Annotated in this window: 12 protein-coding genes; 1 reads left to right on the top strand and 11 read right to left on the bottom strand. The window is 41.0% G+C overall.

Going from position 1 to position 13,876, the window contains the following annotated elements:
- The 3 genes from Ga0466249_RS20625 to Ga0466249_RS20615 all read right to left on the bottom strand — a co-directional run.
- A partial coding sequence (locus tag Ga0466249_RS20625) for a thiolase family protein (RefSeq protein ID WP_281422685.1) occupies window positions 1-497 on the bottom strand: 497 nt, incomplete at its 3' end.
- A gap of 20 nt (window positions 498-517) precedes the next feature.
- Window positions 518-2,077, bottom strand: a complete 1,560-nt coding sequence (locus tag Ga0466249_RS20620) for an acyl CoA:acetate/3-ketoacid CoA transferase (RefSeq protein WP_215831379.1) — start codon at window positions 2,075-2,077, stop codon at window positions 518-520.
- Window positions 2,078-2,123: 46 nt separating this feature from the next.
- On the bottom strand, window positions 2,124-3,524 hold the full coding sequence (locus Ga0466249_RS20615) for a GntP family permease (protein ID WP_215831378.1): 1,401 nt from the start codon (window positions 3,522-3,524) through the stop codon (window positions 2,124-2,126).
- Between the two features lie 644 nt (window positions 3,525-4,168).
- Between Ga0466249_RS20615 and Ga0466249_RS20610 the strand changes: the two genes are divergently transcribed.
- The gene (locus Ga0466249_RS20610; protein ID WP_215831377.1) at window positions 4,169-5,920 is read left to right on the top strand and encodes a sigma-54 interaction domain-containing protein; all 1,752 of its coding nucleotides are present in this window, start codon (window positions 4,169-4,171) and stop codon (window positions 5,918-5,920) included.
- A 319-nt stretch (window positions 5,921-6,239) separates the two neighbouring features.
- Here the strand turns inward: Ga0466249_RS20610 and Ga0466249_RS20605 are convergent, their stop codons facing one another.
- The 8 genes from Ga0466249_RS20605 to Ga0466249_RS20570 form a co-directional block, all read right to left on the bottom strand.
- Window positions 6,240-7,697 carry a class I adenylate-forming enzyme family protein gene (locus tag Ga0466249_RS20605; RefSeq protein WP_215831376.1) on the bottom strand — a complete coding sequence of 486 codons (1,458 nt, stop codon included), beginning with the start codon at window positions 7,695-7,697 and terminating at the stop codon, window positions 6,240-6,242.
- Between the two features lie 250 nt (window positions 7,698-7,947).
- A complete protein-coding gene (brnQ, locus tag Ga0466249_RS20600) occupies window positions 7,948-9,306 on the bottom strand; it encodes a branched-chain amino acid transport system II carrier protein (RefSeq protein WP_215831375.1) in 1,359 nt (452 codons plus the stop codon).
- Window positions 9,307-9,483: 177 nt separating this feature from the next.
- Window positions 9,484-10,074: a class I SAM-dependent methyltransferase gene (locus Ga0466249_RS20595; RefSeq protein ID WP_215831374.1), complete on the bottom strand. Its 591-nt coding sequence runs from the start codon at window positions 10,072-10,074 to the stop codon at window positions 9,484-9,486.
- Window positions 10,075-10,157: 83 nt separating this feature from the next.
- Entirely contained in the window at window positions 10,158-10,364 is a 207-nt protein-coding gene (locus Ga0466249_RS20590; protein ID WP_215831373.1) for a CooT family nickel-binding protein, read from the bottom strand.
- Window positions 10,365-10,460: 96 nt separating this feature from the next.
- Window positions 10,461-11,264: a methyltetrahydrofolate cobalamin methyltransferase gene (locus tag Ga0466249_RS20585; protein WP_215831372.1), complete on the bottom strand. Its 804-nt coding sequence runs from the start codon at window positions 11,262-11,264 to the stop codon at window positions 10,461-10,463.
- Between the two features lie 30 nt (window positions 11,265-11,294).
- Window positions 11,295-12,089: a methyltetrahydrofolate cobalamin methyltransferase gene (locus Ga0466249_RS20580; RefSeq protein WP_215831371.1), complete on the bottom strand. Its 795-nt coding sequence runs from the start codon at window positions 12,087-12,089 to the stop codon at window positions 11,295-11,297.
- Window positions 12,090-12,119: 30 nt separating this feature from the next.
- Complete coding sequence (locus Ga0466249_RS20575; RefSeq protein WP_246588925.1) at window positions 12,120-13,136, bottom strand: acetyl-CoA decarbonylase/synthase complex subunit delta; 1,017 nt, start codon at window positions 13,134-13,136, stop codon at window positions 12,120-12,122.
- Window positions 13,115-13,873, bottom strand: a complete 759-nt coding sequence (locus Ga0466249_RS20570; RefSeq protein WP_215831370.1) for an ATP-binding protein — start codon at window positions 13,871-13,873, stop codon at window positions 13,115-13,117. The genes Ga0466249_RS20575 and Ga0466249_RS20570 overlap by 22 nt, the downstream gene beginning before the upstream one ends.
- Between the last annotated feature and the right edge of the window lie 3 nt (window positions 13,874-13,876).

Here is a 13,876-nt window from a genome sequence, read left to right as displayed (position 1 = left end):
TCAGCAACATTTTCTGCTGTAATTCCCATATGATAATCATTAAAAGCACACCACAGTCCGTCTTGAATCATTTCATCCACGACTTTGTTATTGCCCATGCGATAGCCCCAACGTGCTTTATTCAATAAGAAAGGAGCATTTGTCATACTTTCCATGCCGCCTGCAACAACCACATCGGCATCACCCGCTAAAATGGATTGTGCGGCAAGATTGACAGCCTTCAGTCCACTGCCACAGACTTTATTAATTGTAAAAGAAGGAATTTCTACAGGAACACCCGACTTCACAGCAGCCTGCCGAGCCGGATTTTGACCTAAACCTGCTTGAAGAACATTCCCCATAATGATTTCATCGACTACTTCTGGTTTAATACCCGCACGCTGTATTGCTTCTTTAATGACTAGTGCACCTAGATCAACGGCACTAAAAGACGCTAGTCCTCCGTTAAAACTTCCTACAGCAGTACGTACGGCACTAACAATTACGACTTCTTTCATTAGTACATCCCTCTCATTCTCTAAAAAATTCTATTTTTTAAATTCATGGGTTCATCGCGGAAAATACAGGCATCCATTGTTTTGAGATTAGGTGAAATAATCGGTTTAAAGTCCATCAAGGACAAAATATCTGTTTCTAAATCAACGCCGGGAGCAATTTCAGTGAGCATCATGCCTTCTTCTACCAGTTCAAATACCGCGCGCTCAGTAATATACATAACCGGTTGTTTGACACTTATGGCATATTTTCCGCTAAATGTGATCTGTTCCACATGCTTCAGAAATTTTTTGTACTTGCCTTCGTTTACTATCGATAATTTACCGTCGCCCACTCGGACTTTTAGACCGCCGGCAACAAACGTGCCACAGAAGATTACGCGTTTGGCATTCTGCGTAATGTTAATAAATCCACCGCAGCCAGACACTCGCCCTTTGAATTTACTAACATTAATATTTCCCTGCTCATCTGTTTCAGCCAAACCCAAAAACGCCAAATCCAAACCACCACCGTCATAAAAATCGAACTGGTAAGGTTGGTCAATGATCGCTTCCGCATTGATTGCCGCGCCAAAGCTCAGTCCCCCAGCAGATACACCGCCAATCGGACCCGCTTCCACCGTTAAAGTCATCGTGTCGCCTATCCCTTCTTCGTTTGCAACCGATGCCACTCCTTCAGGAACGCCAATGCCAAGGTTCACTGCAGCGTCAGGAATAAGTTCCATTGCTGCACGGCGAGCGATAACTTTTCGCTCATTGAGCTGCATGGGGGCAATGGATGACAGCGGAATACGAACTTCACCAGAATAGGCTGGATTATACTGTTCAGCATAAGTCTGCATGTGATTATTCGCATTGTCTGCGACCACAACATAGTCAACAATAATGCCTGGAACTTTTACATTCATCGGATGTAACGTACCGTTTGCTACAATTCGTTCCACCTGCACGATAACAATACCACCTGATGCTTTTGCCGCTTGAGCAATCGACAATATTTCCGATGAAACAGCCTCATGCTCAATGGTTATATTACCTTTCTCATCAGAACTTGTGCCGCGTATCAGTGCAACATCTATTGGAAAGGGCTTGTACCACAACCATTCTTCTCCGCTTAGTTCAATGATTTCAACTAAATTCTCTTTTGTTGCGTTATTAATCTTTCCACCTTCCACTCGTGGATCGACAAAAGTATTCAGGCCTACTTTGGTAATGACACCGGGTTTGCGCCCGGCTCCATTCCGAAACCACTGAGTCAATGTACCTTGCGGAAAATTATAGGCCTCAATTTTATTTTCAACTGCTAACTTCCCCAGTTTTGGAGCGAAGTTCCAGTGACCACCTATGGCGCGTTTGATCATACCTTCATAACCAAAATGATTAAGACCACGATCTTTACCATCACCTTGCCCGGCGCAGTAAACGAGAGTCAAATTCCGCGGAGCGCCTTCTTGCAAAAATCTTTCTTCCAGTGCAGCGGTCAACTCTTCTGGATGTCCATTACCGACAAAACCGCTAGTAGCAACAGCAACACTATCTTTAATTAAGGTAGCAGCTTCCGTTGCATTGATTACTTTGATCACTTTTTTCCACTCCCCTTATCAGTATTCACTTCGACGAGCCAGCGCGTTAAAGTATTCCGAACAGGCTGTAAAGAGCGATGGCGACAAAACAAGTAGCCACTTTGAGCAAAGTTATTACAAAGATATCGCCATAAGAATCTCGATGAGTCAAACCACATACGGCAAGCAAGGTAACAACTGCACCGTTGTGTGGTAACGTGTCAAAGCCGCCGGATGCCATTGCGGCAACCCTGTGAAGTATATCTGGTGACATGCCGATAGTATTAGCCCAATCCAGCCAAGTTTTCGACATGATATCCAGGGCGATGGAAAGACCGCCGGATGCAGAACCGGTGATTCCAGCTAGAACATTTACCGTAACAGCTTCTGAAACCAGTGGGGATCCGCCGATATTAATGCCTGTTAAAACATCGACTATCGAATGAAAACCAGGCAGAGAAGCGATTACATTGCCGTAGCCCACCTCGGACCCTGTATTTAAAATTGCCAATAGTGAGCCGATTGCGCCAGCATTTAGTGCCTTTGCCAAAGCACTTGTCGATCCGAGATTTTTGTAACCTAGGGCAATTGCCATAAAAATTCCAGACACTAAAGCAATAATAAGCGCCCATATACTAACAACATTTTTTACTGCCGCAACAGTAAGTGGAAGTTTCATAGCTTTAAACGGTTCCAAAATATCGGGGTTCCAATTAAACATATTAGTCATAACAAAGTTTACCACCAGAACAGTTATTAAAGGCAGTATACCAATCTGCCAGGAAACAAGCTTACTGTCATCTTTAACCTCAGGCTCGTTAAGAGTGTGATTGCCATAACCCTCACCGGCTGCCGCAGCCGCTCTACGGCGATGTTCCAACCAAAGAATTCCTGCTATATAAATGCATGCTCCACCAATGGTACCAACAATAGGAGCCGCATAAATAGTAGTACCCAAAAAATTAGTAGGTATAATATTTTGGATTTGGGGCGTACCAGGCAAAGCATCCATTGTGGCACTAAAAGCGCCAAGAGCAATTGTTGCCGGAAGAAGGCGTTTAGGTATTTCCGCTTCCTTAAAGAGTGCTGAGGCAAATGGATAAACCGCGAACACAACAACGAACAGGCTTATGCCGCCATAGGTTAAAACAGCGCCAGCAAGCACTACCGAGAGAATAGCTCTTTCTTTACCTAGACCCTTAATTATGGCACCAGCAATGCCTTTTGCTAAGCCTGTGTCTTCCATAAGTTTGCCGAATACGGCGCCAAGTAAAAAAACCGGGAAAAATGATTTGATGTACACTACAGCCTTAGCCATAAATAATTCGGTATAAGCAGGCATTAGTGGCAGTCCTGATAGCGATGCTGCTAATAGAGCAAAAACAGGGGCAAACAAAATAACCGAAAAGCCTCGATAAGCGAAAAAAATTAATAAAAACAAGCTAAGGATAATTCCAAATGTTTCCAATGTCGTTACCTCCTAATGAAATACTTTTGCCAATAAAAATAAGCCTCCTTCCCTCATAATGTGACACGTTAGTGAATAAATGCATAAACCATGCCAAACTTCTGAACACAAAGAATATTAAGCAAATTACGAATTTTTTTGATTTTAAACACTTTAACTATTAAAATTTGTTGTCCTTAATAATGGACAACTGTACATAAATATTTACACGTTTCTTACATCTTGAGATCTTACCAGTAAAATATGGATTTCATGCGCCAAGGAACTTTTAACAACAAGAATAAAGCCGTTTCCCATATATGCTAAGGGAAAACGGCTTTATTAATATTCGAAGCGGTCTTAATGAATTTTAGCTACATTTATGCGTCATTGCAGCTATTCTCCACAAACTGGAATATACCTAACACAACTAAGCAAGGACCGTTTAATTCATGAAACGGACAATACGTCAATTTATAAAAGCTCAAAAACTTTGTCGATTGTTATAATATTATGATAAGGTCAACATATATATATATGTTATACTACTAAAAGGAGATTAATAGATATTAAAGTCTAAATAAGTCATAATATTCAAATATATTATTTTTTTTAATGGATAAATAGGAACTTTTTTTTTTATCATTTACAGGAGGGATCGTTATATGCCAAAAGATATCAAACTACATGATTCAACCTTTATTACCAAAGAATTAAGTACCTTGATTAACTCTATTTATAATGGAGTTATCATTATTGATAATCAAGGATACATTTTGTCAATCAATAACACCGCTGAATTTCTCATGGGGGTTACCGCCCAAGATGCTCTTTATCGATCTGTGGATGACGTGATTCCCCAAACAGGACTCCTGCGAGTACTAGAAACGGGCATATCCGAAATCAATCAACGCATGAACGTCAAAACCAATGTAATATTGACCACTCGGTCGCCACTATTAGAAAATAACACCATCATTGGGGCGGTTGCCGTATTTCAAGATATTACCTCCATAGCAACTGCTTTATCAGAATTAGAATATGTAAAAAACCTCACGAGTACTTTAGAATCAGTTTTAGAAAGCATAGAAGAAGGTATTGTTGTTGTAGACAAACAAGGACTCATAACCAGAATGAATAAAGCTTATGGTTATTTTTTGGGCATAAACCCGAAAGAAATAGTTGGCAAACATATTACCACGGTCATTACTAATACTCGACTACACATAGTTGCCCGTAGTGGGAATGCCGAGGTCGAGCAATTTCAAAAAATTAACGATAATATCTGTGTCGTAACGAGAATCCCGATCACCAAAAACGATGAGATTATTGGTTGCGTTGGCAATGTAATATTTAAGGATGCTAAAAACCTGGATACTCTTGCCGCCAAATTTAATAAACTACATTCGGAGCTAGAATTCTATAAAGAAGAATTCAGCAAAGCCTGTGGCATAAAATATACTTTTGAAGATATAATCGGCAAAAGCAAAAAAATAGACGCGGTTAGAAAGCTGGCTTTCAAAGCAGCTAAAAGCATTTCTACTGTACTTATCTTAGGTGAAAGCGGTACAGGAAAAGAACTATTTGCTCATGCCATCCATGCTGCCAGCTCCCGACGCCAGGGGCCATTTATCAAAGTCAATTGCGCTGCATTACCGGAGTCTCTTCTTGAATCTGAACTATTTGGCTATGATGAAGGTGCATTTACAGGTGCCCGCAGAAGCGGCAAACCCGGCAAATTTGAATTGGCCAACGGCGGAACCATCTTTTTGGATGAAATTGGTGAAATGCCAATTTCTATGCAGGTCAAAATTCTTCGAGTATTACAAGAAAGAGAGATGGAACGTGTCGGCGCTACAAAAACTACTAAACTAGATATCCGCATTATCGCGGCTACTAATAGGAACCTAGAGAAAATGATTGACGAAGGTCAATTCCGCCAAGATTTATACTACCGTTTGAATGTTTTTTCTTTAGTTATCCCTCCGCTTCGAGAACGAATCGATGATATTCCATTACTATGTGATATGCTCCTAAGAAAAATCTGTAATAAGGTAGGCCATTGGGTTTACGACATATCTCCCAAAGCGCTCGAATTAATGAATAAATATAACTGGCCTGGCAATGTCCGTGAATTAGAAAATATACTGGAGCGAACCATCAATTTAATGGATGATGAAGTTGTTTTAATGGCAGAACACTTGCCACCAATATTAAAGAAAAAAAATCAATTAACAACGGATGAGAATAATCGAACTATATTTAATCTAGAATTAATAATGAATAATGCCGAACGACTGGCTTTAAATCGAGCCCTTGAAGCAACAAGAGGCAACAAAAGTACAGCCGCGAAAATACTAGGTATTACCCGATCAGCATTTTATCAAAAATTAAAAAAACATAACTTGGACTCTTAAGAGAATGTGAAGCACGAGGTTGATTTACTGCTCAAAAACCACTAAACAAATACTAGCTTTCACTCTTAGAGTAAAGATTGGAAATAATTCTTTTAATCCTGATCCTGCTCCGCTATAAACAAAAACGCCCCTCCTTAGAAGAGGGGCTAAACGTATTAGAATCATAAAAGAACACACAAAATAAAGCTACCTGTCTTATTCGGCTGCTTATTCAAGTTCTTTGAAATTACTAAAAGAGATATTAGTGCATGTCCGTATTTACTCATTTTCTATATTTTAACTGATTGCAAGACAACTACCGCTAGCTTTCCGGTTGCTTCTAAAGCAACCGTTTCATTATTTTCCCTGACTGATTTTTCGGTAGTGAATCCAATTGAATGAAGTCGCGCGGTATTTTGTATAATGCCAACTTACTGCGTAAATAAGTTTTAATCGCCTTTTTGTTCAAAATCTGTCCATCTTTCATGACAATATACGCACAAACCACCTGACCTCGAATTCCGTCGGGTATTCCGATCACTGCAGCTTCACAGACACCAGGGAAACTGTAGAGTACTTCTTCAATTTCCCTGGGATAGATATTCTCTCCGTGAGTAATAATCATATCCTTCAGCCGATCAACAATAAACAGATAACCGTCCTCGTCTTGGTAGGCCAAGTCCCCAGTATGTAGCCACCCGTTACGAAGAACTTGTGCAGTTTCTTCGGGCAGATTGAAGTATTCTTTCATCACGTTAAATCCTCGCACAACCAACTCTCCCACAGTGCCAGACGGCAAACTTTCTCCTTGCGAATTAACAATTTTGACCTCGACTCCCGGGATAGGTAAACCAATGGAAAGGTGCTTTTCATGATGCTGGGGATTGATAGCCACTACTGGAGCTGCTTCTGACAGCCCATATCCTTCGGTTATGCTAATTCCGAATTTATCCTCAAAATCTTCGGCCACCTGTTTCGGCAACGACGCCCCTCCAGAGATTAGCAGTCGTATTCCCGCCAAATCATTAGGTTCAAGGCTTTTCAGCAGAAGCATAAAAACAGATGGTACTCCGTACATTACTGTAACCCTAAAATGTTTGATAGCTTCAATGACTTCCTTAGGAACAATCGTATCCACAATCGTTATTGAGGCTTTATTCAGAAGCGAACATAAAAGGATACAAGTCCAGGCAAAGCAATGATAAAGAGGAAGAATACATAACACATTGTCATTTTTATAAACAGAAACGACCTTTGAGAAAGAGATGGCGTCACTCACCAGATTCTTGTGGGTCAGCACAGCTCCCTTGGGGTTACCTGTCGTTCCGGATGTGTAAATAATGGTACAAGGTTGGTTTTCGCTAATCTTATCATCCATTGGTGGAGCGGCTGAACCTTCTTGTGCTGTATAAGCATCCATTTCGGCGATAAAATGCTGCGTCACTTTACCGGAATAACCATGATTGTTGAGCGGAGCCTCTAGATCAATTCTGCTCGCTACGATGAGGTTCTTCATTTGAGCATCCCTCACAATATAGGCGACTTCCCGAGGGATTAGCTGATAGTTAATAGGTACTACAATGGCCCCCAAACTGGTAATAGCCATATAGGCATAAACAAAAGCTGGCGAATTACGGACCAATAGCCCAACATTTTCCCCGACACAAACGCCAGCTTGATAAAGATAATTCCGATAACGGCCCACTTCAATTTGAAGCTGTTGATAAGTAATTATTACTGGGCTATGGAGAAAAATGTCATCTCCTCTGCCTTGATAGATCAGTTGATGTACTAGCATATTCAGATAGTTCCTTTCCAAGGAAGTCTACGTTTGTAGCAGATTACGGCTACTACAAATAATAATCCAGATGGTAGTTAAACATCCTTTATATTTCTAATATCAGTTTATTATACTTGGTCTTAATATCAATTATTATAATTTAAAATGCAATATTTGACAAGCCTCTCTTTACTTTTACATTAGCGTTTCCCTTTTGTAAAAAAAAAACACGTATAGTGTAGTCTCTAGGGACTACACTATACGTGTTTTAAATGGATCTTGCCGAATTTTTTTGAAACAATCCAATGAACCAGCCAAAAGATAAACCAACAACCATCGGTATGACCCAACCCATTCCGATATCAAAAAATGGCAAAAAAGAATGATAAACTGCCAGAAGGTTTTGAATGAAGGACTCATTTTTAATGACATCAGGCATGGCATTAAAAGCATCTCCTACACTGGCAAACAAAGTACATACTGTTGTTAATACGTATACAATCTGACGATGTTTAAATAGGGGTGATAAGAATGCTAATATAATTAAGGTAATTGCTAAGGGATATAAAAACATTAATACTGGAATGGATAAAGAGATAATCTGTGTCAGTCCAATATTTGCAATCAAACAAGACACGATCGTAAACAAAATAACATAGGCTCTATAACTAAGCGAATTCGGGAATAATTTCTGAAATGTTTCCGAACAAGCTGTAATTAGACCAATCGCTGTTTTTAAACAAGCAAGTGTAACGATAATGGCTAATAAAATGCTGCCTGCTGCTCCGAAATAATAATGAGCAATTTGGGCTAATGCAATTCCGCCATTTTTGGATAACTCATATTGAGCAACACTCGTTGCTCCGATATAAGCTAGACAACTGTAAATCAGCCCCATCAAAAGGACGCTTACTATACCTGCTTTCACAGTACCCATTGCAATATTCCGAGGGCTTTGTACACCCAAATCCTTAATCGTCTGAACAACAATAATGCCAAAAGCGAGCGATGCTAATGCATCCATCGTATTATATCCTTCTGTAAATCCTTTAAAAAACGGCTCCATGGCATATGCACCATGAATCTCAGCACTTGAAACATTCCCCATGGGACTTAAAAAACTTATGATAACTAAAAAAGCCAAAAATATCAAAAATAGCGGATTTAGAATTTTTCCGATCCAAGTTAAGATCTTACTTGGCTTTAATGAAAAAATGAGTGCAATAAGAAAAAATAAAATCGTAAAACCAGCCAATCCCAACATTTGATATTCTTTTCCAATATAGGGAGCTAAACCAATTTCATAAGAAACACTTCCCGTTCTTGGTAATGCAAAAAACGGTCCGATTGTTAAATACAATAAAATGGTCATAGCATATGCATATAGAGGATGAATACGGCTAGCTAATCCAAATAATCCGTCACTTTTGGAAACGCCAATAGCCACTATGCCTAAAAAAGGCAGGCCAATCCCAGTAATGAGAAACCCGATGGTGGCAATCATCGCATTACTACCCGCTTCTTGTCCCATATGTACAGGGAAAATCAAATTTCCAGCACCAAAAAACATTCCAAATAACATAGAGCCAATCAATACATACGATGATAATGTCAATCGTTTATCCATAAAACCACTCCTAATATTAAAAAATAAAAAAATCCCTCATCCCCTTGAATAAATCAAGGGGCAAGAGATGTTACATATTTTATTTTGCAAAGAATCAATTATTTCTCAAACTATTTCAGTTTACAGCTGAAAAAAATAGTTGTCAAGAAAATTTTCCTAATACATTTTTTAATGACACTAAATCATCGCTTTCACAAAATAAATTTCTTCATTGTCAATCATATTAGTGACTCGATAGTTCAATTCTGTTAGCATTCCTGCGATTGTTTCTCCCTTCAGAAGATGGTCATTTTTTACTGTCTCACATCTGCTATGAATTGAGTTTACTTGCTTTCGCGATCTGTCATGCATAATGACCAAGCAACCGTTATCAGATAGCTGCTCATGCATTTGTTGCAAAAATAGTGATTTTTCTTCAACATGAGGAAAAAAGTTAAAACAAATAATTCTGTCAAAGCTAACGTCTGAACGAAAATTCATAATATCTTCGGCAATGAACGTAATACCTGTTAGTTCTTTATGCTTTTGAATGGCCCTCGCAATCATATTACTAGAAAAATCTACAGCCGTAATCCTCCCCGTATCGCCAATAACTTTTTTAACAAACGGAACTAGCACACCAGTTCCACAACCGACGTCAAGCACATGGTCGCCTTCACGAAAACCGACTATATTGACTAAACCCATAATAATTTTGGAATTAAGGGAGCGAATGTCATCCCATCGCTCCGCTAGTTGATCGAAAAAATTTTGTTCCTTCTTACTCATTGATCCTCCGTGTTACTTACAGTTTTCAGGTCAAAGTCCCAGCATAATCTTTCTATTGTAGAAAATTTATCAGTAACACCATTTTACATGCCTTGTTTTCCGGGGTAATTTTCCAAAATAATACGATGATCCATCAACAATAGTTCTTTGATTCGTCCCTCGAACATTTTCTGAAAACCATAGATGTTCTCCAAATATACTTTGGAATCTTTTGAAACTACTTTATCCACACTCTCCATGAGCAATTCCTCTTCTCCATTTTCGTACAAATAAGCATTGGCATCACACATGTTAACTCCTCCAAATCCTTTAATCTTAATAAGTAATTTGACCCCAAAATTGGGCAAATGGTTTATTGATGCGAGCCGACAAAAATGAGGTTAACCTCACATCACGTATAGCCCTTTGCGGTGAGCCTTGAGATATTTAGTGCAGTATTTATCCTGTCCCAAAAGAGCCTGTGATGCATAGACCATCCCCATCATCGCTTTGTCGGTCGGATTTAGAATGTAGCCATCCATCCCTACCGTCATGGTCTGAACAACGAAGAGCCTATTTAAAACTCCCCTATTAGGTAGTCCATAGGATATGTTGCTTAAACCACAAGTAAAGTGTACTTCCGGAAACTTCGCCTTTAGTAGTCGAATGGCGTTAAGCACTTCTACACCATAGTAGTCATTGGTACTCAGCGGTTTAATCAGCGGATCAAGGTAGATGTCATTCTGGGGAATGCCGTCATTCTCCAAAGACTGGACCAAACCGGTAGCGATACGCAGCCTGTCTTCAGCTGTTTTGGGCATGCCCGCATCCTCAATGCAAAGAGCTACAATTCTGGCCTTAAACTCTTTTACCAGATGGATAACAGCGTTATAGCGTTTCTGCTCAGCACTGAGGGAATTGATCATGGGCTGATAGCCTGGTTTTAGCAAGCTCAGACCTACCTTCAGGACCGACTCATCGGGGCTGTCAATGCATAATGGCATTGATGTCACTTGCTGAATGGTTTCCACAAGCCACTTCATGATCTCAAGTTCTTGCCCAACCATATTGCCACAGTTTACGTCAAGGTAATTGGCACCGGCCGCTTCCTGATCTTTAGCCACCTGCTGAATATATGCCGCATCCCTAGCTTCAACCGCTTCTCGAATCTTCTTGCGGCTAGTATTGATCAACTCGCCAATAATTAACATTCAATCATCCCCCGCTAAATTATACAAATGTTAAATGGAATGTTGCCGAAAGACTTTTTGATAAGAGTCACAATAAATATCTTTGTTCATAATAAGACGTGCCGTGGCAATTGCATCTACCAATGGTTCATCTAACACATCAAGAATGGCTGAATCGAGACCGGCCGCCATGGCCATGATGGCAAAAGTCCGGTTAATAATCGGTCGATGGGGTGTTCGCTGTGATACGTTACTCAGACCGATTACAGTCCGGGGTGCCGGATTGGATAAAGTCTTAATCTGACGAATAGTTTCCAGTACTTCAACGGCGTGTTCTTGGGCAACGTTGACTGGTAATGCAATGGGATCAAGGTACAGGTCTTCAAAAGGAAGTCCATAGGCATCAGCATTGGCTACCAGTTCCATGGCAAAAGCGGCCCGATCCTCGGCACTTTTTGGGACACCTTTGTTGTTCATGCATAGACCAATGATCGCGGCCTGATGCTCGACAGCCAAAGGAAAGAGGCGATCAATTTCGTTTTGCTCACATTTGCAAGAATTGATCATCCCGGGGTGCTTAAGAATTTTAAGCGCCGCCTCAACGGCGTCCAAGTTGGTACAATCAAGGCAAAGTGGTAAATCAGTGACTTCTTGAACAACCTCGGACATCCATTTTAGCGTTTTGACCTGATCCTCAGCTTTCGGTCCAGTATTAATATCCAAATAATGCGCACCGGCAGTTTCTTGTTGCTTGGCCATATCCTGGATTGGTCTCGGATCCCATTCAGCAACCGCTTTCCCGATAACTTTGAACATGCCGTTAACTTTCTCCCCAATTAATATCATCGGTTAATCCTCCTCGTTTTTTACATTTTTTTAGATTGCTTGAGGGGCCATTAATTCCGCAATGTTTTTTTGGGCTAAATTAATGGCTTCCGGATGACGCATAACGATAATGTGAATACCGCCTTGCAGCAAGGCCGTTGCAGTCATGGCCTCCCAGAGAATGCCCCGTTCAGCTTGCTTTCCAAAAGACGGAAACTCATTTTCTGGCGCATTAGCCTCTTTGGCACGCCAAGCCTCATAGCCTACGCTAGCAATTACCGGTGTGGACAGCATGCTATCACCCTGTAAGGCACCGAGGCGTTCGCGTTCAAGAATCGAGTAGGTATATTCAATGCCATATCCCAACGCACCTGCACCGGGATCGATGATAATTCTATCCAGACCTAGTCCCATTTCGGTGATAAGTATATTTAGTTGCTTGCAGATATTAATATCGCAAGGAGTCAGAGCAATCACGTTATGATGGTGTACCATAGCAGCCGCCACGATGGATTTGTAATTGTCTTTCCCGGCAACCCCAAGCAGCAAATTTTCACCAGCAGCAGCCTCAGCCACCGCTGGCATCACCTGGTTATCCTTTTCATCATTGCCACAGCCAACAACGATCAGCGGCACACCGACCGCAGCCAGAACGTCTTTAACAATTTTGACGCACTGCTTTGTTGTATAGTTCTCTAAATCCGGATCGGCACCGCTAAGTTTTAAATAGATTAATTGAGCGCCATAATCTTCAACGCACTTTTTTGCCCAGGCGGCAGGATCTGACAACACATCCGCAAAAGGCTCTTTGACGATTTCGTTCCATTGCTCCGGGACACGGCTTTGCACTTCCATGGCGATGACCGGTTGATTGGGAAAGTTCCCTTCAAACTGTAGAAAGGGCAGTGCCGTATCTCCCCCAACAGTAACAACGCTGGTGCGAGTACCACCTTGTTCTTGGGTAGCTCCGATGGTTACCGTGTTGATCTTTCCAGTATTTCTTTCTTTCATAATCTGTAAGGCCATAATAAAACTCCTTTCTTTTTCTATACCTTTACTTTGTCGCATATTTCATAAGCTGCGCTCACCGCCGCTGAATCGGCCGGCAACTTGGCAAGCGGTTTACCTTCAAGGTCATAGCGCCCCACTTCCGCATCATAAGGAATAGTGCCGATTAAAGTTAAACCAGTTGCAGTAATTTCTTGCTGTAAAGCAGCGATATCTCCTGGTTGATTTTTGTTGATCACCAAGTAGATTTCTTTAATATGTGTTTTTAACGTTTTCACTAGGGCATGAACCCGACCTGCCGATCGAATAGCTCGGGCCGAAGCGTCACTTACAATGAATAGTATGTCAATATCATTGGTTACGCGGCGGCTAATATGCTCCATGCCAGCCTCGTTATCCATGATTATATAGGCATAATTGCTAACCATGTTTTCCAAAAGTTTGCGCAGGATGTTATTGGGAAAACAATAACATCCTGGTCCGTCAGGTCCGCCCATTACTAATAGATCCACATCCTTGGTTTCCAGCAGGGCGGATTGGAGCTTGTATTCAATGAAAGTCTCTTGGGTCATTCCTGCTGGTAATCCCGATCCTGCGGCCGCTTTCGTCTGGGCAATAACCTCGGAAATGGTTTCGCCTAAGGTTAATCCCAGCGTTTCATTTAAGTTAGCATTAGGATCGGCGTCGACAGCTAGGATTGGCCGTTTTTGATGTTCGATCAAATAACGAATAAGTAATGAAGTAAACGTTGTTTTGCCTGTTCCCCCCTTGCCCGCTACAGCAATCTGTTTTGCCACAAT

This window comes from Pelorhabdus rhamnosifermentans (assembly GCF_018835585.1).
Classification (GTDB): Bacteria; Bacillota; Negativicutes; order UMGS1260; family UMGS1260; genus Pelorhabdus; species Pelorhabdus rhamnosifermentans.
This window is presented reverse-complemented; position numbering and strand designations above follow the sequence as displayed.

Coding starts and splice junctions, on each gene's coding strand:
- Ga0466249_RS20610 (WP_215831377.1), top strand. CDS start 4,169: ATGCCAAAAGATATCAAACTACATGATTCAACCTTTATTACCAAAGAA.
- Ga0466249_RS20605 (WP_215831376.1), bottom strand. CDS start 7,697: ATGCTAGTACATCAACTGATCTATCAAGGCAGAGGAGATGACATTTTT.
- brnQ (WP_215831375.1), bottom strand. CDS start 9,306: ATGGATAAACGATTGACATTATCATCGTATGTATTGATTGGCTCTATG.
- Ga0466249_RS20595 (WP_215831374.1), bottom strand. CDS start 10,074: ATGAGTAAGAAGGAACAAAATTTTTTCGATCAACTAGCGGAGCGATGG.
- Ga0466249_RS20590 (WP_215831373.1), bottom strand. CDS start 10,364: ATGTGTGATGCCAATGCTTATTTGTACGAAAATGGAGAAGAGGAATTG.
- Ga0466249_RS20585 (WP_215831372.1), bottom strand. CDS start 11,264: ATGTTAATTATTGGCGAGTTGATCAATACTAGCCGCAAGAAGATTCGA.
- Ga0466249_RS20580 (WP_215831371.1), bottom strand. CDS start 12,089: ATGATATTAATTGGGGAGAAAGTTAACGGCATGTTCAAAGTTATCGGG.
- Ga0466249_RS20575 (WP_246588925.1), bottom strand. CDS start 13,136: ATGCGACAAAGTAAAGGTATAGAAAAAGAAAGGAGTTTTATTATGGCC.